This is a genomic window from Maridesulfovibrio sp., assembly GCF_963677005.1.
GTDB lineage: Bacteria > Desulfobacterota > Desulfovibrionia > Desulfovibrionales > Desulfovibrionaceae > Maridesulfovibrio.
Map to the genome: position 1 here is coordinate 2044038 of NZ_OY781616.1, position 23561 is coordinate 2067598.

Consider the following 23561-nt stretch of genomic DNA (forward strand, 5'->3'; position numbering starts at 1 on the left):
CACTGCTACTGATCTTCAAAGAGGAGGGCTGATCCTCCACCTGAAATATTCCGGCACACGGGGCAGGAGTCTGAATCCTGTTATGGGTTCGCAAGTCATTGCGTTTAACCTTGCGGCAATGCTTTATAAAAACATTTGTTGTCTGTTTATATGTCAAATGGCCTTCGGCGACCCTGCCGGGGGCCTTAAACCCTTTGAAAAGGGTTTAAGAATCCTAAACTTTTTCAGCGAGGCTTCGCCGCCTTGAATAATAAATCGTCATAAATTTATTCAAGAGTTCAGGCTTATTTGTATTTTCAACACTACAGACGAACGGCACCTCATATAACCGACCGGAGATTGCCTTTTCCGGCAGATCAGGCGGGGAAATCCCCGACCTGTTCAGATCATATCAGCTTGCGCATCTCCTCGATGCGGGCTTCGAGTTTTTCCACCCGTTCCAGCAGGTCCACAATGATGGACCCTCCGGTGGTGGTGATTTCAAGATCCTTGCAGAGTCTTGAAAGCTTACCCAGTCTGTAAAGATCACGGGTTTCAAAAAGAAACTGTCCGTCTCCGGTGGTTCCGGGGCGGACCCACTCCATGCTGATAAGCTCCAGCACGGCGGTCTCCTCCAGCCCGGTCATTTCCACCACCTGCTCTATGACCAGCCGTTTGGAACTGCTGGGAGGCTGTGCTTCGGATCTCTTCTTAATTTCCATGTCGGGCCTCCCTTAGAACGGCCTGGGGTTGAAGTCGGACTTTGCGGCCATTTCCTGCCAGAGTCTGGTCATTTCCTCGGAATCGCCCTTGGGAACCTGTATCATGATGCGCACGAACTGGTCTCCCTTTCTGGCTCCGGAACCCATGCCGCGTCCTTTTACACGCAGTTTCTTTCCGCTCCCGATTCCTGCGGGAATGTTCATCTCGATCATTCCTTCCAGGGTGGGCAGTTTTACTCTGGTGCCCAGAGCGGCTTCCCACGGGGTCAGGTCCAGATCAAGGATGACGTTGTTGTCTTCCACCTTGAAATACTGGTGCGGTGCCAGCCGGATCTTCAGGTACAGGTCGCCGCGCGGCCCGTCATTGGGGCCCGGTGAGCCCTGTCCGGCAAGACGGATCTTCTGGCCGTCCTTGATGCCCGCCGGAATGTTCACATCCAGCGTCTTGGACTGGACCATGGGATGCCCGCCGGGACCGGTGGCCCTTTCCTGCACGGTAATGGACTTGGAACCGCCCTTGTAAGCTTCTTCCAGAGTCAGTTGCAGTGTTGTTTCGGAATCAGTTCCCTTGCGGGGACGCTGCTGAAAACCGGCACCGCCGAAACTCTGTCCTCCGAAGCCCTGGCCTCCGAATCCCGATGCTCCGCCGAAGCTTGCTCCGCTGAAACCTCCGCCACCGCCGAATATGGTTTCAAAGAAGTCGCTGAAATCACCTCCGCCAGCACCGCCGAAGCCGCCGAAATGCGCGTTCTCATAGCCCGGAGGCGGACGGAAATTCTGTCCGTGCTCCCAATCCGAACCGAACTGGTCGTACATCTTGCGCTTTTCGGGGTCCTTGAGGACTTCGTAAGCTTCGTTGATTTCCTTGAACTTCTGTTCCGCATCGGCATTGTCCGGATTCAGGTCCGGATGATATTTCCTGGCCAGCTTTTTGAAAGCCTTGGAAATTTCTTCCTTTTCAGCTGTACGGGAAACTCCCAGAAGTTTATAATAATCCTTATATTTCACGCTCATATTAAGAACAACTCCTTAAGTGATTGGACGATCAGTCTTTGTCCGTCACTCTACCAAAATAATTCACGGATGAATCAAGTCAAGCGTAATGATTGAATTTAGATTGCTGCAGCAGGGATTATCCTGCCCGAATCGTCTGAAAAGCAGACAATAATCCTACTGTTTGAAGGGATATGATTCATGAAATATTTTCAGAAATCCTCTGGCAGTTCATAATCCTTCTTGTCCCGGACGTAACAGTAAACGCAGCGATCCTTGCGCACGAACAGCTTGATCATCAGCATACCCGCGATGAAACCACCGGCATGGGCCGCCCAGGCTATTTTTTCGGCAGCCCCAGCAAAGTGGTCCGTAATTCCGGAAACAACCTGTATGGCAAACCACAGCAGCAAAAACAGCCATGCCGGTATCTTGAAAAAAAACGGAATGATCACCACCGGAAAAAGTGTCAGCACCTTGCCGTGCGGGTAAAGCAACAGATAACCGCCCATTATCCCCGCCACTGCTCCAGAGGCCCCGATAACCGGTGCGCTGGCCGCCGGGTCTATCGCCATCTGGGTCGCAATAGCCGCAAGCCCGCAGGCCAGATAAAATATTACAAACCGGACATGCCCCACCGCGTCTTCAATGTTGTCTGCAAATATCCAGAGCATCCACATGTTTAAAATGATGTGCAGCCAGTTGCTGTGCAGAAACATGTAGGTGAAAAGCGGCAGGGTCCCGGCATCCGGATAACCTGCGGCAACCGCCCATTCATGGTTGAAGAACCTTGCCGGGACCACACCCAGCAGGTGAAACAGAACAAGCCGCCCGGACGGAGTAAGCGTCTGCTCAAAAATAAAAATCGCTATATTGATGATCATGATTGCGCGAAGCACGTACGGAGTAGTCAGGCAGGGGACATTGTCGCGGATTGGAATCATGTGGTCGCGTTCTCCGATTTTCCTGTATGAAATTTTGATGCGCTGCGCGCTTTTGACAATCTGATTTCGCCGCTGGCGGCCAAAGGCCCATTAGCCCTTAGGCGAGAAGCTATGCTTCAAGTCTTAGGGATATGGAGAGCAGAGATGTCCGCGACCCTTTGGAATACCTGACGGTTTAGCTGGAATCCTGCAATCCGTCACGCTGCCCGAAATTTCGCGACAATAAGGCAACGCTATCAAAAAAATTGTTGCACTGATAGTAAATCGTTATTTGATAAGACCGGATAGGGGGACTGCTAATCAGTGTCTTGATCTCTAGAGTAACCGGACATCTATCGCCGAAGCCATACCAAGGCTAATAAAAATCCCCGCCGCATATGCGGCGGGGAAATGACGAGATTGAGCTGGTAGGTAAACCGGAAGGACTCACTCCCAAAACACTGAGCCTCAAACCTGAAGCGGGGTTGGACCTTGCGTAGAATTCTCTTATGTAAAATGGACTTTCGCCCTTACTACTAATATGTGTTCATTCTTCCGTCTACGGTCCTGACCATCGCTCCGGGTCACACTTAAATAATAATGACTGCTCACAACATGTCAATGCCCACTCGAAAAAGATCAGCCTTCTTTTTCACTGAACAGCCTGTGCAGCAAGGCCGAAAAATCATCTTCCTTCTGCTCGCGCAGCGCCGCAAGCTCACCAAGCACCCGCATTGTTTCGGACTTAAGCTTATCAAGTCCGGCATCGTTTTCTATTACAGCAGAACAGCAGGCCAGCTTGGATTTTTCATCCCACTGCCAGGAATCGAACACAGCCAGTGTTTCTGCGGGCAGACTGCGCTTTTCACGCAACTCACCGGTGCGCCTGCTCTCAGGGCAATGCACGCCGACCACCACGTCCACCAGTTTCTCGGTGTGCCACCCGCCTTCAAGCAGCAGCGGAACTTCGGCTACGGCCAGCGGACTGGAGACATTTTCGACAAAAAACTCCTCCGCCTCGTGCCGGACGATGGGGTGGATTATATCCATGATCTCGCGGCGGACAGATTCGTCTTCGCACATGGAGCTGAACAGGGCCGGTTTGTCAATGTTCCCAGTTTCCGCGTCAATAAAACGATTACCGAAACGCTGACGGATAAGCTCCCAGCCGGGAGCGTCCTTTTCATATGCCTGAGCTACAGAGACATCCGCGCTGAACACGGGTATGCCCTGCTCCCAAAACTCCCTGAGCACGGCGGATTTTCCGCTGCACGGCATACCGATCAGCCCGACCCGCTGAACGGACCGGTTCAGTTCCTTCAGCAGGGTAACGAAATCATCGGGCGGTGGAAGCAGAAAATCAAGCCGTTCACCGGTTCCGGGATGCGTAAAGGAAAGGCTGTGGGCATGCAGCATCTGCCGCCCGGCGAACTCCGCCAGCTTCGGATTTTCCCGGACCATGAGCGCATGTTCCCTGGCCCCGTAGACCTGATCTCCCAGAAGAGGATGGCCGATATGGGCCATATGAACCCTGATCTGGTGGGTTCGCCCGGTATGTATCCTGACCCGGACCAGACTTGCCCGACCGGCAGGATCGCTCCAGAGAACCGTGTAGCTTGACCGGGCTTCACGCCCGCCCTTCATCAGCACGGACATTCTGGTCTTGTGTACCGGGTGCCGCCCGATGGGCTCGTCTATGTCTCCGAATTCGCGTTCCGGGACTCCGTGCACGATTGCCAGATAGGTCTTTTTCACTTCCCGATCGGCAAAAGCCGCGGACATTGCCAGCCGGTCATGCTCGTTGAGCGCAACGGAGATCAGTCCGGACGTGAACTTGTCCAGTCGGTGTACAATTCCGGGTCGCCACGGGTCCATGTCCACAATCTGCGGGAAATGATGGATCAGCCGATGCACCAGAGTATCCGTGGGACAACTCGGCGCTGGATGAGTGGTCAGCCCGGCAGGCTTGTTCACCACTGCAATGCTGCCGTCGTTGAAAAGTATTTCAAGAGGCTTGTCTTCAGGAATCAGGGTCCCGGATGCGCTCTCCCCTTCAAGAGTAAGCCTTTCCCCCCCGGAAAGCTTCAGGTTGGCCTTGGTGCAGACCTTCCCGTCGACAGTAGCCCCGCCGGACTTTATCCAGTCCTGCACTTTGCCGCGTGAAACGCCATCCTCTTCAAGGGCTGTACCCCAGAATTTATCCAGCCGCACATTACGGTCGAAAGCAGAGGCAGTCCGCTCCCAGGCCTGGGTGGTTTCATCTTCTAAAAGCTCTTCATTTTCCGGAAACGCTTCATTATCACACATGCAGTTTATCCCGTTTTCAAATTCAGTCAGCCGGCGGCTGACAAAGCAGATCAAGCAAAGATTAATCAGTATCTTTTTATATAATAAGGTACAACAGCCGCAGTGCAGTCCACGAAAACTTTCCGTATTCTGCAGGATGCTGTCTGACCGGACAGCAGACCTGTCCGTTTACTTCTGTGATTATCGGCGGTTGCTTATATAAACCATGCCGAAGGCTCGTTAGCCAAACTATATACAAAAATGTTTTGACGGCACGACCAGTGCTGAGTATAAATATAAAGTTTTAGCTTTTTGGACTTATAACAACAATATGGCATACAGGAGGCACCGTGGCGGTTCATGTGGTAGACCATCCTCTGGTAAGACACAAGCTCGGCATTCTCCGTGAAGACGGCATCAGTACCAGCCGCTTTCGCGCACTGGCTCAGGAAATATCAAGACTCCTCACCTACGAGGCCACCAAGGACCTTGTAACGGAAAAGAAAACCATCAAAGGCTGGGCCGGAGATGTTGAAGTAGAGGAGATCAAAGGCAAAAAAATCACCGTGGTTCCCATTCTCCGGGCCGGGCTCGGCATGATGGACGGTGTCCTTGACATGGTTCCCGGAGCCCGTGTGAGCGTTGTAGGATTCTACCGGAACGAGGAAACTCTGCAGCCGGTTGAATATTACGTCAAGCTCGCAAGCAACATCGATGAACGCATCGCGCTCATACTTGATCCGATGCTGGCAACCGGCGGAACACTGATGGCTACAATAGACCTGCTCAAGAAGTCGGGCTGCACAAACATCAAGGGACTTTTCCTTGTGGCAGCTCCCGAGGGCATTGAAAAAATTGTGACCGCTCATCCGGATGTAGACATATATGTCGCGGCAATCGATGAAAAACTCAACGATGTAGGATACATCCTCCCGGGTCTCGGAGACGCGGGAGACAAGATATTCGGCACCAAATAGTTTTTTCCAGGCACCGGAAGGTGCCTTTTTTTTGGCCGTTCACCCCCGTTGCGCCCGGTCATGGAGGCATATGGCCTGTCGCACGGGATAAAAACATTTTATAAATACAGTTAGGGAGATAGTAATGAGTACGAGCAGTACAGACTACAACTTCAGGGCAAGAGATTTTGTTCTGGGCGCACAGATGCTTTTCGTGGCTTTCGGAGCGCTTGTCCTTGTCCCGCTTCTTACCGGTCTGGATACCAACGTTGCGTTGTTCACCGCCGGAGCCGGTACGCTGCTGTTCCAGATTGTAACCAAAGGAAGGGTTCCCGTCTTTCTGGCATCTTCCTTTGCTTTCATCGCCCCCATCATCTACGGAGTGCAGACCTGGGGGATTCCTTCCACCCTCTGCGGGCTGGCCGCTGCCGGTCTGTTCTACGTAATCCTGAGTTTTCTGATCCGTCTGAAAGGGACTGAAATGCTCAGCAGAATTCTTCCCCCTGTCGTCACGGGACCGGTCATCATGGTCATCGGGTTGATACTTGCTCCGGTAGCGGTATTCATGGCCACCGGGAAAACAGGTGACGGCTCGGCCATACTTGTTCCCGAAAAAACAGCATTAATCCTCTCCATGACCTCTCTGGCCGTTACTGTTGCCGCATCCCTGTTCGGCAAGGGCTGGCTGAAACTTATACCTATTTTATGCGGTATCGGGGCCGGATATCTTGTATCCATCTTCCTCGGCCTTGTAAGCTTTGAAGCTGTGGCCGCCGCTCCGTGGATCGCCATGCCCAACTTCACCTTTCCTGAATGGAACCTTCAGGCTGTTCTGTTCATTGTTCCGGTAGCAATTGCTCCGGCCATTGAACACTTCGGGGATATTCTGGCTATCAGCTCTGTCGCCGGGAAAAATTACGTGGAAGATCCGGGGATACAGAACACCATGCTCGGAGACGGTCTGGCCACCTCTCTTGCCGCCTGCCTTGGCGGACCGCCGAACACAACCTACTCTGAAGTAACCGGCGCTGTAGCACTGGTAAAGGCATTCAACCCCGCAATCATGACCTGGGCCTCGATAGTGGCCATAGTGCTCGCATTCTGCGGCAAGGTCGGAGCCTTTCTGGCAACCATCCCCGTACCGGTCATGGGCGGCATCATGGTCCTTCTGTTCGGCGCCATCATGGTTGTGGGAATGAACACTCTTGTGCGTTCCGGTGAAGACCTCATGGAACCGCGCAACCTCGCTATCGTGGCCCTCATCGTCATTTTCGGAGTCGGAGGCATGTCCGTACCTACCCCGTTCAGCGATGAATTCCGTCTCGGCGGAATCGGGCTGGCAGGCATACTCGGGGTTGTTCTCAACCTCATCCTGCCCAGACCGGCCAAATCAGAATAATAACGAAGTCCGATCAACCGGATTGTCCGGTTGATTTATATAGAGGCTTGTGAAGAGATATACCCGGACGGTGAAAGCTGTCCGGGTATGTTTTTTTAACTGGCTAACGTACGTTCTGAACTCTCAAATAAAGCACAAGCCCGGTCATGGTCAGAAGAATTCCGCCCCAGCCAAGGGGGCCGGGCAGGGCTCCGCCCAGAAACAGAACTTCTCCGAGCAGTGAAAAGACCACTTCCATGGATTGAGTGCAGTCTGCTGCGGCAAGTTCGGCCGCAGACCTTGCTTTGTGGCGTGCATAGAGAAAAAGGCTGGTCGCCGCCACCCCGGAGAAAACAGCCACAAGAGCCGTGTTCAGCAACTGATTTGTTGAGGGAACCGGAGGTTCAACCGCCACGATAAGCACTGCCCACAACGGCAGCGAACCGAGGGTAAGCAGCAGCACCCGGCAGAAGGGATCATCCATGGCAGGAGAATCCAGCCGGGGGATAAGCTTTCCTCCGCCGTTGCGGGCCTCCCATACCAACTGATTCCCCAGGGGATAGGCAAAGGCCGCAACCAGAACAGGCAGCGCACCGAGCAGCACGGCGTTCCATGAACTTTGCTCCACACTTTCAATATTCACCAGCAGGACCCCGGCAAAGATTATCAGGGTAAGCAGCATGGCCCGCAAAGGAATCTTCCGCCCGAAACCGAGAAGAACTATCGGGGTCGCCAGTATGGTTGTCTGCCATGTGGCGGCAACGACCCAGCCCGGAGCGTAAGAGGCGCTGAATGACAGGAGGGCGTAAAAAACGCCGAAACCGATTCCCCCGGCAATGGTCCAGAAAACGAAATGACGTCGGTACAGATCAAACGATTCAACCAGCAGCTTACGGCGCAGGACAAGAAGACCGGCACAAAGCAGTACGAGCATCCAGACGTATCTGAGGCTGGCCGACCAGACCCAGTGGCCGCCTTCAAGGCTCATGGCACGATTGAGAATGAATGTGGAACTGAAAAACAGGGCTGCCAGAATTCCGGTCAGGATAATCTTCATGGCTTTTCTCCGGAATATTTTGATAATGAATCTGAATGAGTATCCAATAGGCAATGGAAAGTCCACCGAACAGATAAAGGAAACAGGATATATAGCGAAAAATCAGACCGAAGACTTTCTGTATTTTTTACTTGGGCTCAATACGAAAAGGCTGAAACCGAACGTAACCGAAGTACGCGAGTTTCAGCCTTTTTCCTATATAACGAAACCGGAAGCGCTTTATAGGCAGCATACGGGATCAAACCCGCACACCGTCACAAAAGCTCTTCTATAACAGCCAGGAAGAAACTTGCCGCAACCGGCAGGATTTCGTCGTTGAAGTCGAAGCGGCTGTTATGCAGCGGAGCTGAATCTCGGCCGTTTCCTATCCAGACATAACACCCCTTGGTGTGCTGCATGAAGAAGGCATAATCCTCGGCGGCCATGGAGGATTCCAGACCTGTGAGGACATTTTCTTCGCCGACAACTTTCGCAGCCGCCCGAACAGCGATATCCGGGGTAGTGTTCACCAGCACCGGATGCTTGCGCACGTAATCAAGTTCAGTCTCCACGCCGTACATAATTGCGACGCCATCGGCCACCTGCCCTACGGAATCCTCTATGAGATCCCTGATTTCCTCACTGCAGGTACGCACATTGCCCTGAACCAGAACTCTGTCCGGGATGCCGTTACGCAGGCTGCCGCCGTGGACCTGGGTTATCGAGACAACACCGCGTTCATGGGAAGGGACCTTGCGCGGAACAATGGTCTGCACTCCCTTGATGATGTCGGCCACAGCCGCAAAGGGCTCGTTACAGACGTGCGGCATGGATGCGTGCCCGCTCTTGCCGGTAACGTGAATTTCAAAACGGTCTTCGGAGGCCATGCAGGCGCCGCTGTGCACGGCGATCTTTCCGGGCTCAACACCCGGCCAGGCATGAAAGCCGAACATATAATCGACCTTGTATTTCTCGAAGAAGCCGTCTTCTATTACCCGCAGGGCTCCCTCATACCCTTCTTCTCCGGACTGAAAAAGCAGCAGAACGGTTCCGTTGAAATCACGGTGCTCGGAAAGGTATGCGGCCAGAGTGATAAGCGAAGTACAGTGGCCGTCATGCCCGCAGGCATGCATCTTTCCGGCAGTCTGCGATCTGTGGGGGAAATCGTTCTCCTCGTCCATCGCAAGGGCATCCATATCCACACGGAAGGCCACTGTCGTATCTCCCTCACCGCCCTTTATCTCGGCAACAAGGGAATTCACACCGATATCGGAATACGAAATCCCGTATCCGTCCAGTCTGGACTTGATCAGCCTGACGGTTTCCACCGTATCCAGTCCAACTTCCGGGTTCTGGTGGATTTGGCGGCGCACGGCCTTCATTTCATCAAACAGCGCAAGTACTTCGGGATTAATCCCCATTTAGATGTCTCCCATGTACTTGAGCACACCCTGGGCGATGGCCGCGGATGCAATATAAGTGGAAATCATAACAAAAAGGCTGACCACAACGATACGCCAACCGCTTTTCTTGAACGCATCAAGATCCTTACCGATAGCCACACCGGCATAGGCAAGAATGGGTGTGGTCAAAGCCAGAAAGTGGACCTTGGCTACGTATGCGTTGACGGTTTCAGAAAGGGGAACTCCGGGCAGGGTGACAATAACCCCGTAGGTGATGACGAAAAGTACGGAAGGTATTTTCCTGAACACGAACATATTTGTAGCCACACCGGCAATACAGATCAGGAGCAGGATGCCCATACCGGGCAGGGCCTCGACCATATTGTTGCTGAAACCGGCCTGGTTGCCGATCAGGACCATTATGCTCACGATGATGAGCACGATTAACGATTCTAAAAGATTCTGTGCTTTAGTCATTACGCGGCCTCCGAAGAAGTCTTGAATTTGAGTTTGTACAGGTAGGCATACAATTTGTTGGACAGGGGCAGGGCAATAATCAGAGACATGTAGACACCGTCAATACCGGACAGGGTGTTGCTGGCCACGCCGAAAGCCTGAATCTGCTCGGCCATGGCAGGATAGGCGGCACTGAGACTCCCGATAGAAGCGGTCATCATGCTCGCGCTGCCCACACCGGAGGCCATGGCCAGTGCATAGGGATGGAAAATGTTGAAGGCGGCAAGAAGGGAAGCCATCAATCCGAAAAAGATGGTTCCGAAAACGGTTCCGCAGATGTAAACGCCCATAACTCCGCGCCCTTCGGCGGAATCAAGGCCGTAAATATCACCGATGAGAGCGACATTGGGCTCACGGGCAATGGAATGTGCGGCACCTACAGCTTCGCGCCTGAGCCCGAGATACATGGCGATGGGGATACCTATGAACAGGGTGGCGATGTTACCGAATTCCTGCAGGACAAGAGCCGGACCGGCCTTGAGGATATCATAGAATTTCGGACCAACAAGGGTTCCGTAACGGGCCATAAGCAGAAGCAGGGTCAGGCCGACCAGTGTGCTGGCCTGAAACATTTCCTTTTCCTTGACGACTTTCAGAAATTTGGGCCCGAGAAAAATACCCATGAACATTGCATACAGCATGGGCAGCAGAACAAGCTTACCGGGGCCGACCTTGAAAGTAATGATTCCGATCAGTTCCGAAACCACCACCAGCACGAGTACCACCAGGTGCAGTTTCACGTTCTTCACAGCATCGTTCATAAAAACACTCCACTGTTGCGGCCGCACAAGCGGCCTTTTGATTTAGTGCAATACTGTCCGCAGCGGACAGGTCCTCCAGCACACCCCCGGCCCCGTTGTCCGGGGTTCGTTTAAGGGGACAGACATATTTTCGGACACGACATAAATATGTCCGAAAATGCGCCTAAAAAAATCCTGACTTATATGAGAAGCCGAACCATCTTTTTGGGACGGCCGACCTTGCGGGCAGCCTCGCTGCCGTTGAATTCGGCATACCCGCTGTCCAGAAATTTCTTGAGCACCCTGCGGGCGCTCCGCTCACCTATGCCGAGACAGGCAGCAAGATCCGAGGAATCAAAAGTATCCTTGCGCGTCTTTTCCATCAGGGCCTTGATTCTGGCCAGATAACTGGGGCTGATGCCGATCTTTCCGGACATGTCCAAAAGCCTGTCATCCACCACATGAGTGGAATATTCAAGCTCGTCCGCTTCCCCTATGGGTCCTCTGATCCGGGCGCCTTCAACAACAAACAAGCCTCCTCTGGAAAGCTGAGAAGCGTTGTCCAGCGCCTTGCGAGCCGATTTTTCCGCCTCAAAGGCCGTGGCGCCGATCCCTATCCCGGAAGAAAAAATAATGTTGCGTTCCCTGCCCCAGGCAAGAAGCCTCAGGAAATGCGCCCGGTGCAGTTCACTTTCAATAAGTCCCCGCGTGGCGAATATGACGTGTTCCTCGGTTCCGAAATTGAACAGACTGCCCTGAATTGCCCTGACATATTCGAGCAGTTCAAGATAAAACCGCCCGCCGTTCTTCATATCGTCATACTGGTTGATGGAACTGCGGGAGATTGAGTTCAACCGGACGAGCTGTATGGCTATGCCTGCCGAACGCAGGCTGCGGGTACGTATGCGGCTGACAAGCCGGGTGACCGTATCGTGAATCTGCAGATTGCTTGCATACAGCCGGAAGACAGGCAAACCCAGTTTCTTCAGTTCATTAAAGACGTAGCCGAAACCGGTGGCAATGGCCTCCACCTGACCGGATTCATAAAGTTCCACGTGACGGTCAAAATAATCCTGTTCGTTGAGATAAATGGCAAAAGGCATGGAATGGATACTCTCAAGCTCGACTCCGAACTCCTTGACCACTTCCACAAGGATGTCGTCACTGACCACGTCAATGGAAAGTTTACCGGACATGATACCGCTGCGGTGCATTTCGGACAGCACCCGCAACAGGCTGTATCCACCACGAGGGATGTGCTCGTAGGGTTTGGAAACGGTGCCCCTGGCCTTGGCTCCCTCCTGCACGGCAATACCGGTGAATAGAGTCCCTTGAGTCTCCCGCTGGCACTGTTCCAGAACTTCCCACGAATCTTCCGCCCGTTCACGTACGTAAGTACGCAACTCGACATCCGGACAACGCCGGGAAACAACCTCCTCCACGAGGTGAACGGAGTCCGAAGGACCTATGCAGCCAATTTTCATTAATCAACCTGTGTGCTGAGGGATCAGGGGCAATCCGGAGAGACAGCTTGTATTTCGATATTTTCGGAAATGTCACTAATATGTCCAAAATTTGTAAAATTGTGCACATGCAGACTGATCGTGTCAAGAGGGGGTAAATAATTGGGGCTGGAGAGCACCTAATTATAAAAGTGGTTTAATTCTATATGCGAAATTAAAAGCGGAAATAATTCTAAATAAGAAAATTAATATCAGATAAAATCTCAAAAAATAAATATCACCCTAACACGTACAAAATTACATCTATTACAATAACACTATACTGCCAATTGAATACATAACTACATCTATTCAAATAATTTCAATACCTTCACAACATCTTCAGGTGAGGGTATGCGCCCGCGGCTGAAAGCAGGTGCGTACGGCCTGCCGCGAAAAAAATCATGTGCCCAGCACACGACCGTCGGATGAAAGAATTCAGGGTTGTTCAGCACTATCTGTGCCTTTGCACGCCCGTCTTCCTGCTCCGCCAGGCCGGTAAAACCGGCTTCATGCCTTTCGTAAGTATACCGGACCCCGGAAATATGCCGAAACCGGAATCCGCCCAGGACACATTGAATCCAGAAATCCCAATCCTCGTAGGCGGTATTCGCGGGATACCTTGCTCCGCTGTCCCAGACCTTGCGGTGAAAGACTGTTGCCGAGGGTATGACATTCTGGGTTCTGAGATAGACAGGCTTGAATTCGGGAAGAAAAACTTCACGGGAATTTTCGGACGATTTCTCCAAGTAGTCGGTATACACGATGTGTCCGCCGGAATTACGGCGAAGTACGTCAAGGCAGGATTCCAAAAACTCGGGGTGGAATGTATCATCCGGGTCCAGGCAGCAAAGATATTCGCCACGCGCCCTTTCCAGTCCGTAATTTCTGACCGGCCCCGGACGTCCGCTGCGCGCAGGGGTCAGAATTTCGAAACTCGCGCACTCCAGCCTCCCGGACCACTTTACGGCCTGCTCCATGGAATCATCAGTGCTTCCATCATCCACAAACAGGATCTGAACATCAGCAAGAGAAAAGGTCTGCGCCGCCAGCGAACTGAAAAAACGGTCGGCAAACCTGCCGTAATTATAATTCGGGATGACAATGGAAATCAGGCACATGAATCCGTCCCGGTCTGCAAGATTTAAAAACACTATAGAAGCATTACGGAGCAACTACTCGGATATTCCGACAGAATGGCTCTACATCATCCACTCCAGCACCGCAGAATACACAACTATTCACCTGTTTAGAATGTTTTTATTCCATACTGGATATATGGCACAATGACTTCTGCCTTCCCGATAAAAAAACTGAGGCCGCCCGAAGGCGGCCCGGCAAGCATCAACGTATCAATTCCTACTCAAAGAGGTGCAGATAATCTCCATACCCGTTACGGTCCATCTCTTCCCGGGGGATAAACCTCAAAGACGCTGAATTTATGCAGTATCTCAGCCCGGTTGGCCGTGGGCCGTCATCAAACACATGGCCAAGATGCGAATCGGCTCTCCGCGAACGGACTTCGGTCCTTTTCATAAAAAAGGAATCATCCACCCGCTCGACAATGCCCTCGGGATCAATGGGACGGGTAAAACTGGGCCATCCGGTTCCGGAGTCGAACTTATCAGCAGAACTGAACAAAGGTTCACCGGAAACGATATCCACGTATATTCCTTCACGCTTGTTGTCCCAATATTCATTATTGAAAGCAGGTTCTGTAGCATCGTTCCTGACAACATCGAACTGCAGCGGAGTCAGCCGTTGCTGCAGATTATTATCTCCGTTATCTTCAACCTCCCCGTTTTCTATGGCAAAACCCTTCTCCGGATTGGAACCTCCCCAATGCTCCATTATGAATGAATTCCTGCCGGACAGAAAACGATACCAGGTATACCGCGCCGGATTCTTCCTGTGGTAGTCCTGATGATATTCTTCAGCCGGATAAAACCTGCTGAATGGAAGTATTCCGGTCACTACCGGCCGGGAAAACACCCCGGAAGAATCAAGATCGGCAACGGCCTTTTCCGCAAGGGCCTTCTGGCCTTCATCGTGATAGAAAATCGCGGAACGGTACTGGCTGCCTCTGTCATTGAACGAACCTCCCGGATCGGTGGGATCATGATGTTTGAAAAAGACCTCAAGGATCGTTTCATAACCGACTTTCGCCGTGTCAAATCGAACCTGTACAGCTTCAAGATGCCCTGTAGTGCCTGTGCCGACCTGCTCATAACTCGGGTTTTCAACGTCCCCGCCGGTATATCCGGAAACAACGTCAATCACGCCGTCAATCTTTTCCATATCCGCCTCGACACACCAGAAACAACCTCCGGCCAGTGTCGCTGTTGCAATTTCGCCAGCTTTTACCATCTCAGCCTCCTTTATTACCGAGTAAAATCCCAGAGCAAATGCGACTCCAAGCAAACCCGCTGTGATCAGCTTCAAATACGAACCTGCATGTTTCATGGCATTCTCATTTATTAGTAATAGTAATTTATATTAAATTAAGATGATAAATCTCCATGTCAAGTATGACACTGAAAATGATCGGAATTGCACAACATATAAGCATGAGCGATACCCGACATGCAGATTGAGAGATAAGGTTGATCTAATAGCGGATGAAAACTACGGGACTGCTGTATATTTCAAATTACATTGCATGGGACCGAAAAACACGTATATTAGCAAGAAACATATTTGTAAGAGCGGCACTATTACAATCTACACAGATAACAGCAAAGACGAACAGTTCGGAACATAAGATGCTCCATAATAATTGAACTTGTTCAATGTCACCAATAAATTAAAACGGCACGACATGCGGATTGCTGAATCAACTCAACAGCCATGCATAGCCTTAAATCACAATAAGTTACATATGTTTCAACGGTTGAAAACAAAAATATTACTTTTCCTTATTACAGCATTCCTGCTTTGTCCCTTTCCCTGCCTTGCCGGGGAAGAGCAGGTAATTGTGTTCATCCCGAAAGCGACACTTCCGCATTTCTGGAGGACTGTGTGCATGGGGGCGCACACAGCGGTAAGCGACAGCAATACAAGGATTATATGGCGTGGCCCCAGAGTGGAGAACAAATCCGATGCCCAGAAACACCTGATTGAATTCTATACAGCGAAACATGTGGACGCTATGGTGATCGCTCCGGCCCACAAAAACAGACTCAACGAAAGTATCGACAAAGCCATCAAGGCCGGCATCAAAGTCGTAATAGTAGACTCCAGAACATCAGCCAACCGTCAAGACAGCCTTATTGCCACGGACAATTATCAGGCGGGAAGAATAGGTGCAAAAATTCTGCTGGAAAAGACGAAAGGGAAAGGATCGCTTCTGCTTATGGGCAATGTTCCGGACAATGGTTCCATATCCGACAGGGAGCAGGGATTCATAGATGCCGTCCACGAATTATCGCCGGGCACCACGGTTATAAAGCTGAACACTCAGGAAGGAACCAGAATGGAGGCCCAGCTTGCTGCGGAGGAAATACTGCAAAGCAGTATTCCGCTGTCCGGAATATTTTCCGACAGCGAAGTTTCCTCGGAAGGAGTCCTGTACGCGCTGAAAAAACTCGGCATCACGGGCATACCGTTTGTTGCCTTCGATTACACCGAGGAACTGCTTTCGGCCCTGAAGACCGGGCTTGTAGACGTTGTAATCGCCCAGACTCCATTTGCCATGGGTTATATGGGCGTACGCACGGCAATGGAACTGCTGGAGGGAAAAGAGGTGCCCGCCACAATGAAATGCCCGATAAAAATACTTACCAGAGAAAATATAGACCGCAATGAAATCCTGCGCTGCCTGCGCAAAGCCGATGAGGAGGAAAAAGCGGCCTGCCCTATCTGCTTCAACTGATTCAAGCCCCCCACCGTTCAATATACCGGTCCACATCAAATTTTCTGCGACAGCCCTTCTCATTCATATATCTTACGGAACCGAATACCGGACGTTTCTTCCACGGCCGGTCATGCAATCCCGCAATGGACCACAGCGCGCCGACGTATCCGTTGGGATCACGCCCGTCCAGAGCATAACGGTCATTAAGCATATTAACGGTATCAAGCGCCGCTTCCGGCGATGCCGACCATTCAAGCACTTTCTTGGCCCAGTACATACGCATGTATCCGTGCATGCTTCCACTGCGCAGGAGTTGATTCTGCGCGGCATTCCAAAGGGCGGAATGTGTTGCCGCGCGCTCGAATTCGTCCTGCGAATAAACATAGCTGCGTGAATCTCCGGTGCATTCTCCGAGAGTCTTCAGTGCCCATTCCGGGGCGGCTTCCAGAGAATCATATGCCGGCGAGTGCAGGCAGAAATTATCCGAAAGTTCCCTGCGCACAACAAGCTCCTCCAGATACGCTTCCTGATTCATACCCACCCCGCTGTGCGCAACTTCAAATGCCGCACGCTGCGGAGCAAGCTGCCCGAAATGGAAATAAGGAGACAACCCTGAAACAGCATCTGCATTAGGGTCGTTACGCTGCTCCGCATAATAAGAAAGCTGCTTCGAAATAAATCCTTCCAGCCGGTTACGCGCGGCACTCTCCCCCGGAACCAGCGATACAGGGCCAACGCCCCGATCCACATCAATATAATCCCGCGCCGCCCCCCAATCAGTTCTGGCGATCGGTAAAGACTCTCCCCGCATGGGAAGAAGATCGGGAAAATCTGTCAGAAATTCCGGCAGAAGTTTTTGAACCTTCGGCCGGAATGTCCGGGCCGCATATTCACGTTTATCACTTACAAATCTGGCCGGGACCACGTTATGCCCGTCCACCTCCAGAAGCGAAATTTCCAGCTGTTTCGCAATACGTCCCTGCCATTGCCGTTTTATACGCAGGGGGTCGAAGTCGGTAACGATCAACCCGGCTCCGATTTCGCCTGCCAGTGCCGGGATTTCCGATTCAGGATTACCCGTTCGCAACAGAAACGGTATTCCCAGTTCAGCCAGGGAGGATTCCACTTCCTCAAGGCCGCGGAGCATGAAGTCGTAATGCCGCAGAGCGGCTCCGGGATATGATTTCATAAGGCAGAACACGACCGCAAGCTGACGGGATTCACCGGCCGCAAACCGGGCATGCAGCAGTCCCCAGTTGTCACGCACGCGCTGTTCCCGGCTCATCCAGTACACAACAGGACCGACGGTATCACCTGCACGATTCAGGGCATATATTCTGCGACTGTCTATATGTTTCATTCTCAGCCTCGAAATAAACAGTATTACGGATAAGCTTTACCCGATCAAACGTGGTTGCGCAGCATCAGTTCAACGGGAAACGGATTGAGATAATACTGTTTTTTCAGATAATCCTTGCCATGTTTCCGCACATGATGGTTGAGCAGGGCAATTGGTACAATAAGTGGAACAAGCCCGCAACGATACTGCTCTATCACTTCTTTCAGCTCCGCCTTTTCATCGGAACTGATATCCTTTTTGAAATATCCCATAGCATGATCCAGAACATTTACATGCTTCTTTGCCGTGGGCATAAAATTCAACGCCTTTAAAAGCAGTTCCAGATACTGTGCTTCCATAACCTCAGGCGCCATTGTTCCGGTGGACGCGACAAGCCGGCCCATTTCCCGGTATATTTTCTCGTTATGAGCCAGAACCAGCATTTTGTGCCGCGTATGAAAATCCACGACCGCGCCTCTTTTAACTCCTTTATCAACTTCTACGGTCACATCTCCGGCAACGGCATCCTTCCAGCGCTTGAGGGTGAAGATTCGCGTTATGAAATTTTCCCTTATGCGAGCATCATGCAGCCTGCCGTCATCCTCGCAGGGCATCCATGGAAAACGCTCCATGACCATGGCAGCCCATATGCCCCGGCCAGTATACAGAACCCTTCCGTTTTCCTGAAAGACCTTCATCCGCCCCATTGCATTTGAGGGAGACCCGTGTTTGAAAATATATCCGCAAAGCCCCTCTTTTTCCAATGCATCCAGCCGCGTCCAGCCCCATTCAGTCATACGCTCGGTCCAATCCTCACCGGATCTGCGCCCGACCAGCCTCGGGGCCGAGACATCACCTGCAAGGCGCAGAGCCTCCCTAGGAACAGTCATTCCGCATTCAACTTCAGGACAGACAGGAACCCACTCCACATACTGTCCTAAAACGTCCCGCAGATATGTATCAAGCTTGTGTCCGCCATCATAGCGGACATTTTCCCCAAGAAGGCATCTGGCTATTCCCAGTTTTATTCTGGCGTCTCCGCTGCTGTTTTCTCCCATACCTGCTCCTTTAGATATTAAAAACAATTCGGGATAATGTAACACTTTTCCCCGGCCATAAACAACTGTTCACTGATCGACAGAGCAGCCTTTTTAGAAATTACGATGACAAAATACCCCGCATCGGTATACAATGAATCAATCCCTCAACACGAAGCTAAAGCACCGGACGCTCTATGCAGGACTCTGAAACACTAAAATCCCAATTATCGCAAAGCGAAATTAAATTTCGTACTCTTTTTGATTCTCTGGAAGATTCCGTAATCATGTACGAAGTACTCCCGGACGGCAGCAGAGGACTGATCAGGGATGTGAACAAGGCCGCCTGCAACAGGCTGGGGTATTCACGGGATGAACTGCTCGGCATGACGGTAATGGATCTTGACACTCCGGAATCCGAGACGTGGAAAACCCCGGTCGAAGTCAGATATGCCGCCGGACCGGCTCTTTTTGAGGCCTCTCACCATGCCAAAAACGGCACCCTCATTCCGGTGGAAATCAACGCAAGAAAATTCATGTATGAAGGTCAGGAGATGATCCTGGCCATCTGCCGTGACATAAGAGCACGCAAGGAAGCGGAAAAAGTTAAGGAAAGACATCTTGCCACTCTGGAAGCGGAGGTGGAAAAAAGAACTGCAGCCCTGAGGACAATAAACAACACTCTAAGAACTCAGGCAAAAGAAAGAAAAATAGCAGAGCGTAAGGCAGTACAGGCGGAGAATAATCTCCGGGGGCTTATTGATGCCAGCCACCAGTCCATTTTCATGGTCGATCCGGACGGAGTTGTTTTATACGTAAACAAAACAGTCGCCGACAATCTGGGCTCAACTCCGGAACAGATGGTGGGAACAAACATTTATGACTATATTGCACCGGATCTTGCCGCCGCCAGAAAACAGAAACTCACTCAGGCTGTAAGAAGTGGAGAAATTATCAAATTCAACGACAAACGGAATGAAAGTCATATTTTCCACACCATCTACCCGATAATTGAAAAAAACAGCGTAACAAGAGCTGCTGTCTATGCCGAAGACCTGAGTGAAAAACTTAGCACGGAACTGAAACTGGAACAGTCCAGACATATCCGCTCTGTTCTATACGATATCCTGAGCCACTCCCAATCTACCGACAATCTGGAGGAACTCCTCGCTTCCATCCATCAGATCATGATTAAGGAACTGCGGGCCGATAATTTCCATGTCGCTCTCATTGACGAAAATCGCCGGCAACTGACTTTCGAATACTGCTTTGACAAAATTTCAGTCTCCTGCCCGTCCATCCGAGACATAGACGATCCGGACAACAGGCAACTTCCCCTTCTTCCCCTCCGGAAAAACAGGATAACCCAATTGGAAAAGGCTGAAATCCTGGCTATGCAGGAAGAAAGGGTAATCGATGTTCCCACCACGGAAATTCCGGAAGTATGGCTCGGCGTTCCCATGAAAATACGCGGAACCACGATAGGGACTCTGATCGTCCAGCATTATGACCGCTGCGACAAATATACGGATGAGGACCTAAAACTGTTTGAGGCCTGCTCGGACCAGATAGCCATAGCAATTGAAAGAAAAAAATACGACTCGGCCATAAAGGAAAGCGAACAGCAGTTCAGGGCTCTTTACGAAGAAAACAACTCCGTAATGTTCATAATAGACCCGACCGACGGACAAATACTGGCAGCAAACAGTGCTGCCGAAAAAATGTACGGAATGCCGCGGACGGAACTATGCAGCAAATTCATCTACGAACTTAACACCATGAGCAGGGCTGAAGTAAATGCGGCCATGACCAGAGCCAGGGAAAAAAACCAGCGGAGCTTCATTTTCAAACACCGTATCTCCGGTGGAGAGGTACGGGACGTGGAGGTGTTCTCCGGTCCTTTCCAGTTCAAAGGGGAAACCAGACTCATTTCCATTGTGCTGGACATTACGGACCGGCTTAAAAACGAAAGGGAGTTGTCCAGAGCAAAGGAAAATGCAATTGCCGCCAACAAGACCAAAGATGAATTTCTGGCCAACATCAGCCATGAGATAAGAACTCCCCTGAACGGAGTGATGGGCATGCTTCAGCTGCTGCAGCGTGCCGCCATGCCTGAAGATCAGGCAAACAGTATTAATATCGCCCTGCAATCCTCACGCAACCTGCTGCGGGTGCTGGACGACATCCTTGACCTCTCCAAGATGGAAGCCGGCACACTGATTCTCATCAAATCCGCATTCTCGCTTAAAGGACTGCTGGACGAATGCGTGAACCTTTTCGATTTCCAGGCCAGAGACAAAGGCATCGCCCTGACCTGCGAGATGAAGATAGATGAGGATATGGATTACGTTGGTGACGAGGGAAGACTCAGGCAGGTGATCTTCAATATTCTGGGAAACGCACTCAAATTTACCGAGACCGGTTCTGTCCGCATTGAAGTTGAGACTCTTCCGGAAATGACCCCGGACAAAAGGATGCTTCATTTCCGCATAACCGATACCGGGATAGGGATTCCGGACGACAAGCTGGATACGATTTTCGAATCCTTCACTCAGGTCGACGGTTCTCTTTCCAGACGTTACAAAGGTGCAGGGCTGGGGCTTTCCATTGTAAAAAGGCTTGTAGGACTCATGGACGGCTCCATAAACATCACAAGTGAACTGGGCCGCGGAACATCCATCAGCGTAAAAATCCCGGTCGGAACTGCTCCCGGCAAAAAGGAAAAACAGACAGAGGGCTCCGTTTCACCGGCAGCTCCGATGAAAATAATGCTGGTGGAGGACGAAATGGTAAACAGGATGATGGCCCGGCGCATACTGGAACAGATGGGACACGAAATAGTCTGTGCGGAAAACGGGCAGGAGTGCCTGAGAATGCTGGCAGAGAACAAAGTGGATGTAATCCTGATGGACATTCAGATGCCGGTAATGAACGGACTTGAAGCCGCCAGAAAAATCCGGCAGGAAGAAGCCTACCGAGTTTTCAGTGATATTCCGATCGTGGCCCTGTCCGCGCACGCCAACGCCGAAAGCCGCCGGAAAGCGGAGAAAAGCGGAATGAACGGTTATATCTGCAAACCCTTTGAGTGGGATGAACTCGAAAGAGCCCTGCGGGACGTAGATCCCCGCTGAATCAGTTGTTGTATTGACATAAACTCGGTTTCAAAGGCATTTATCCTGTCTGGCGGATGATAAAATAACAGGATAAACCAAGAATGGAGCGGGATAGATGCCTAACTACGCAGATATTTTCAACCGGGAGATGCTGGATGAACTTTTTCCGGCAACCAGAACAGACGAATTCTTTGAAGCTCTTTTCGGTGACGCCGAGGACGGAAGCTACGATATTTCGCTAAGCTACAAAGGAGAATCCGAAAACGGGGTTGACTTTGAGCTTCAACTCAGACAGCGCCCGGGCTGCTGCCTGGCCTGCAATCTGACCTACGGGCTGCCGCAGGTCTTTTCGCGCCACCCTATCATTAATATTCAGGGAATGGCTCAAAAGATCGGCGAAGCTCTGGGAAGGCCGGAAAACGTTTCCTGGCAGTTGGGTGCTACCAGAGAAATGAGCAGAGAGTTGCATGTAATACCTCTTTCGGTAAGACTGGACTGAGCAACGTACCGGAATCTATTTCCGTGGAAGACGAAATGTTACGGCCGGACTTCTGCACTCGTGGAGTCCGGCCTGATTTTCACCCGGCAACAGTTATAATTGAAAATTCAGTAGGAACAGGGCTGAATAAGGTTGAATCATACCCTCTGAGCCTGTAGTATTGGTAGGGCTGTTTGTTTTTTCAGGAGCGGGGAATGTTTGAAAATTTAAGATACGGTATATTTTCCAACAATTCAAAACATGTCTCAAATGACAGATTGGCGCTGGTCGGTCTTGGAGCGACCGAGATCAGCGTGTATTCTTCTTGGGAAAAAGCCTCCGCCGGCCTGAAGGAAAATGCCATCGATGTGGCTCTGGTGGATGAGGATCTGCATGATATAAACGGCTTCGCCTGCCTGAAAAACCTGAAGCGCCAGGCTTCAAGGTCACTCCCTGTAATCATGGTAACTACCGACCAGCGCAAGGATTCGGTTCTGAATGCGATTTCCGGAGGCTGCGGAGGATACGTTCTGCGTCCATACAGCATGGAAACAATGAAACGGCATCTCTATGCAGCTTACATGAGCGCTACGCCGGATGAAATTGAACGTGAACTGCTGAGCGCATCATGGGAAATGGTTTCGAACGGAAGTTTTGACGAGGCCATAACCGGATTCGAAGAAATTGTAGAGGAACTCGCCGAAGCCCAAAAGAACCCGGCAGAAGAATATTTCGAAAAAGGCCTGAACTATCTCTCGCAGGAAAAATACGGCAAGGCCATCATCGCCTTCAACAAAGCCATAGCTCTGAACGAAATGTACGCCGAAGCGTATAAGGGCATGGCCGACGCCTATAAAGGCAAAGGCGATATGGACAACTATCAGGAGTTCCTGACCAGAGCTGCCGACATTTACGCAATTCAGGACAATCTGGATAATGTGAAGGAACTTTTCATCGAAATTCTGCAGAACGAGCCGGAAGCGGTAAACCCGTTCAACCGTCTGGGGGTGAAGCTGCGGAAAGAGGGCGACTACAACGGCGCCATCAGGGCCTACCATCAGGCCTGCACCTTCACTCCAAATGATGCCAACCTCTATTACAACATGGCCAGAGCCTATACGTACTCCAAGGATTATGAAAGCGCCCTGAACTATACGGAACTTTCATTGCGCCTTGATTCGTCGCTTGAACCGGCCAAGGCCCTGCACAGCCAGATCATCAGGATAATGGAAAAAGAGCAGAGCAAACCCGGACCTTCCACTCCGGCTTCCGGCAGCGAAAAGGTAATTATCGACAACGGAGACTGA

General features: G+C 51.3%; 19 protein-coding genes. 6 read left to right on the plus strand and 13 right to left on the minus strand.

The features are described 5' to 3' along the window. Positions 1-386: 386 nt before the first annotated feature. The 4 genes from ACKU4E_RS09205 to coaE form a co-directional block, all read right to left on the minus strand. Positions 387-701, minus strand: coding sequence for a chaperone modulator CbpM (locus tag ACKU4E_RS09205; protein WP_320170778.1), 315 nt, complete (start codon positions 699-701; stop codon positions 387-389). Positions 702-713: 12 nt separating this feature from the next. Next, a complete protein-coding gene (locus ACKU4E_RS09210) occupies positions 714-1715 on the minus strand; it encodes a J domain-containing protein (protein WP_320170779.1) in 1002 nt (333 codons plus the stop codon). A 191-nt stretch (positions 1716-1906) separates the two neighbouring features. Then, positions 1907-2638, minus strand: a complete 732-nt coding sequence (locus ACKU4E_RS09215; protein WP_320170780.1) for a rhomboid family intramembrane serine protease — start codon at positions 2636-2638, stop codon at positions 1907-1909. Positions 2639-3256: 618 nt separating this feature from the next. Further along, the gene (gene coaE, locus ACKU4E_RS09220; RefSeq protein WP_320170781.1) at positions 3257-4924 is read right to left on the minus strand and encodes a dephospho-CoA kinase; all 1668 of its coding nucleotides are present in this window, start codon (positions 4922-4924) and stop codon (positions 3257-3259) included. A gap of 329 nt (positions 4925-5253) precedes the next feature. Between coaE and upp the strand changes: the two genes are divergently transcribed. Next, positions 5254-5880, plus strand: coding sequence for a uracil phosphoribosyltransferase (upp, locus tag ACKU4E_RS09225; RefSeq protein WP_320170782.1), 627 nt, complete (start codon positions 5254-5256; stop codon positions 5878-5880). A 124-nt stretch (positions 5881-6004) separates the two neighbouring features. Continuing rightward, on the plus strand, positions 6005-7258 hold the full coding sequence (locus ACKU4E_RS09230; RefSeq protein ID WP_320170783.1) for a uracil-xanthine permease family protein: 1254 nt from the start codon (positions 6005-6007) through the stop codon (positions 7256-7258). Positions 7259-7361: 103 nt separating this feature from the next. Here the strand turns inward: ACKU4E_RS09230 and ACKU4E_RS09235 are convergent, their stop codons facing one another. The 7 genes from ACKU4E_RS09235 to msrB all read right to left on the minus strand — a co-directional run bounded on the left by ACKU4E_RS09235 (position 7362) and on the right by msrB (position 14801). Continuing rightward, positions 7362-8294: a multidrug resistance efflux transporter family protein gene (locus tag ACKU4E_RS09235; protein WP_320170784.1), complete on the minus strand. Its 933-nt coding sequence runs from the start codon at positions 8292-8294 to the stop codon at positions 7362-7364. 254 nt (positions 8295-8548) lie between these two features. After that, positions 8549-9694 (minus strand): amidohydrolase, encoded by a 1146-nt coding sequence (locus ACKU4E_RS09240; RefSeq protein ID WP_320170785.1) that lies wholly within the window; start codon positions 9692-9694, stop codon positions 8549-8551. After that, entirely contained in the window at positions 9695-10153 is a 459-nt protein-coding gene (locus ACKU4E_RS09245) for a hypothetical protein (protein WP_320170786.1), read from the minus strand. Then, the gene (locus tag ACKU4E_RS09250; RefSeq protein ID WP_320170787.1) at positions 10153-10953 is read right to left on the minus strand and encodes a DUF3100 domain-containing protein; all 801 of its coding nucleotides are present in this window, start codon (positions 10951-10953) and stop codon (positions 10153-10155) included. The genes ACKU4E_RS09245 and ACKU4E_RS09250 overlap by 1 nt, the downstream gene beginning before the upstream one ends. Positions 10954-11132: 179 nt before the next feature. Next, positions 11133-12416 (minus strand): hypothetical protein, encoded by a 1284-nt coding sequence (locus tag ACKU4E_RS09255; RefSeq protein ID WP_320170788.1) that lies wholly within the window; start codon positions 12414-12416, stop codon positions 11133-11135. Positions 12417-12742: 326 nt separating this feature from the next. After that, positions 12743-13588 carry a glycosyltransferase family A protein gene (locus tag ACKU4E_RS09260; protein WP_320170789.1) on the minus strand — a complete coding sequence of 282 codons (846 nt, stop codon included), beginning with the start codon at positions 13586-13588 and terminating at the stop codon, positions 12743-12745. A gap of 205 nt (positions 13589-13793) precedes the next feature. Next, positions 13794-14801: a peptide-methionine (R)-S-oxide reductase MsrB gene (gene msrB / locus ACKU4E_RS09265; RefSeq protein ID WP_320170790.1), complete on the minus strand. Its 1008-nt coding sequence runs from the start codon at positions 14799-14801 to the stop codon at positions 13794-13796. A 607-nt stretch (positions 14802-15408) separates the two neighbouring features. Between msrB and ACKU4E_RS09270 the strand changes: the two genes are divergently transcribed. Then, positions 15409-16305, plus strand: a complete 897-nt coding sequence (locus tag ACKU4E_RS09270) for a substrate-binding domain-containing protein (RefSeq protein WP_320170791.1) — start codon at positions 15409-15411, stop codon at positions 16303-16305. Position 16306: 1 nt separating this feature from the next. Here ACKU4E_RS09270 and ACKU4E_RS09275 read toward each other — a convergent pair whose 3' ends face one another. After that, positions 16307-17647, minus strand: a complete 1341-nt coding sequence (locus tag ACKU4E_RS09275) for a deoxyribodipyrimidine photo-lyase (RefSeq protein ID WP_320170792.1) — start codon at positions 17645-17647, stop codon at positions 16307-16309. A 44-nt stretch (positions 17648-17691) separates the two neighbouring features. Then, entirely contained in the window at positions 17692-18684 is a 993-nt protein-coding gene (locus ACKU4E_RS09280) for a DUF523 and DUF1722 domain-containing protein (RefSeq protein ID WP_320170793.1), read from the minus strand. Between the two features lie 176 nt (positions 18685-18860). Here ACKU4E_RS09280 and ACKU4E_RS09285 point away from each other — a divergent pair, with 176 nt between their 5' ends. The 3 genes from ACKU4E_RS09285 (at position 18861) to ACKU4E_RS09295 (ending at position 23561) form a co-directional block, all read left to right on the plus strand. Further along, positions 18861-21794 (plus strand): PAS domain S-box protein, encoded by a 2934-nt coding sequence (locus tag ACKU4E_RS09285; RefSeq protein ID WP_320170794.1) that lies wholly within the window; start codon positions 18861-18863, stop codon positions 21792-21794. Between the two features lie 97 nt (positions 21795-21891). Then, the gene (locus ACKU4E_RS09290) at positions 21892-22275 is read left to right on the plus strand and encodes a pancreas/duodenum homeobox protein 1 (RefSeq protein WP_320170795.1); all 384 of its coding nucleotides are present in this window, start codon (positions 21892-21894) and stop codon (positions 22273-22275) included. Positions 22276-22469: 194 nt separating this feature from the next. Next, the gene (locus tag ACKU4E_RS09295; RefSeq protein WP_320170796.1) at positions 22470-23561 is read left to right on the plus strand and encodes a tetratricopeptide repeat protein; all 1092 of its coding nucleotides are present in this window, start codon (positions 22470-22472) and stop codon (positions 23559-23561) included.

Coding starts and splice junctions, on each gene's coding strand:
- ACKU4E_RS09255 (WP_320170788.1), bottom strand. CDS start 12,416: ATGAAAATTGGCTGCATAGGTCCTTCGGACTCCGTTCACCTCGTGGAG.
- coaE (WP_320170781.1), bottom strand. CDS start 4,924: ATGTGTGATAATGAAGCGTTTCCGGAAAATGAAGAGCTTTTAGAAGAT.
- ACKU4E_RS09290 (WP_320170795.1), top strand. CDS start 21,892: ATGCCTAACTACGCAGATATTTTCAACCGGGAGATGCTGGATGAACTT.
- ACKU4E_RS09235 (WP_320170784.1), bottom strand. CDS start 8,294: ATGAAGATTATCCTGACCGGAATTCTGGCAGCCCTGTTTTTCAGTTCC.
- ACKU4E_RS09210 (WP_320170779.1), bottom strand. CDS start 1,715: ATGAGCGTGAAATATAAGGATTATTATAAACTTCTGGGAGTTTCCCGT.
- ACKU4E_RS09275 (WP_320170792.1), bottom strand. CDS start 17,647: ATGAAACATATAGACAGTCGCAGAATATATGCCCTGAATCGTGCAGGT.
- ACKU4E_RS09295 (WP_320170796.1), top strand. CDS start 22,470: ATGTTTGAAAATTTAAGATACGGTATATTTTCCAACAATTCAAAACAT.
- ACKU4E_RS09285 (WP_320170794.1), top strand. CDS start 18,861: ATGCAGGACTCTGAAACACTAAAATCCCAATTATCGCAAAGCGAAATT.
- ACKU4E_RS09280 (WP_320170793.1), bottom strand. CDS start 18,684: ATGGGAGAAAACAGCAGCGGAGACGCCAGAATAAAACTGGGAATAGCC.
- ACKU4E_RS09215 (WP_320170780.1), bottom strand. CDS start 2,638: ATGATTCCAATCCGCGACAATGTCCCCTGCCTGACTACTCCGTACGTG.
- ACKU4E_RS09205 (WP_320170778.1), bottom strand. CDS start 701: ATGGAAATTAAGAAGAGATCCGAAGCACAGCCTCCCAGCAGTTCCAAA.
- msrB (WP_320170790.1), bottom strand. CDS start 14,801: ATGGTAAAAGCTGGCGAAATTGCAACAGCGACACTGGCCGGAGGTTGT.
- ACKU4E_RS09230 (WP_320170783.1), top strand. CDS start 6,005: ATGAGTACGAGCAGTACAGACTACAACTTCAGGGCAAGAGATTTTGTT.
- ACKU4E_RS09240 (WP_320170785.1), bottom strand. CDS start 9,694: ATGGGGATTAATCCCGAAGTACTTGCGCTGTTTGATGAAATGAAGGCC.
- ACKU4E_RS09245 (WP_320170786.1), bottom strand. CDS start 10,153: ATGACTAAAGCACAGAATCTTTTAGAATCGTTAATCGTGCTCATCATC.
- ACKU4E_RS09250 (WP_320170787.1), bottom strand. CDS start 10,953: ATGAACGATGCTGTGAAGAACGTGAAACTGCACCTGGTGGTACTCGTG.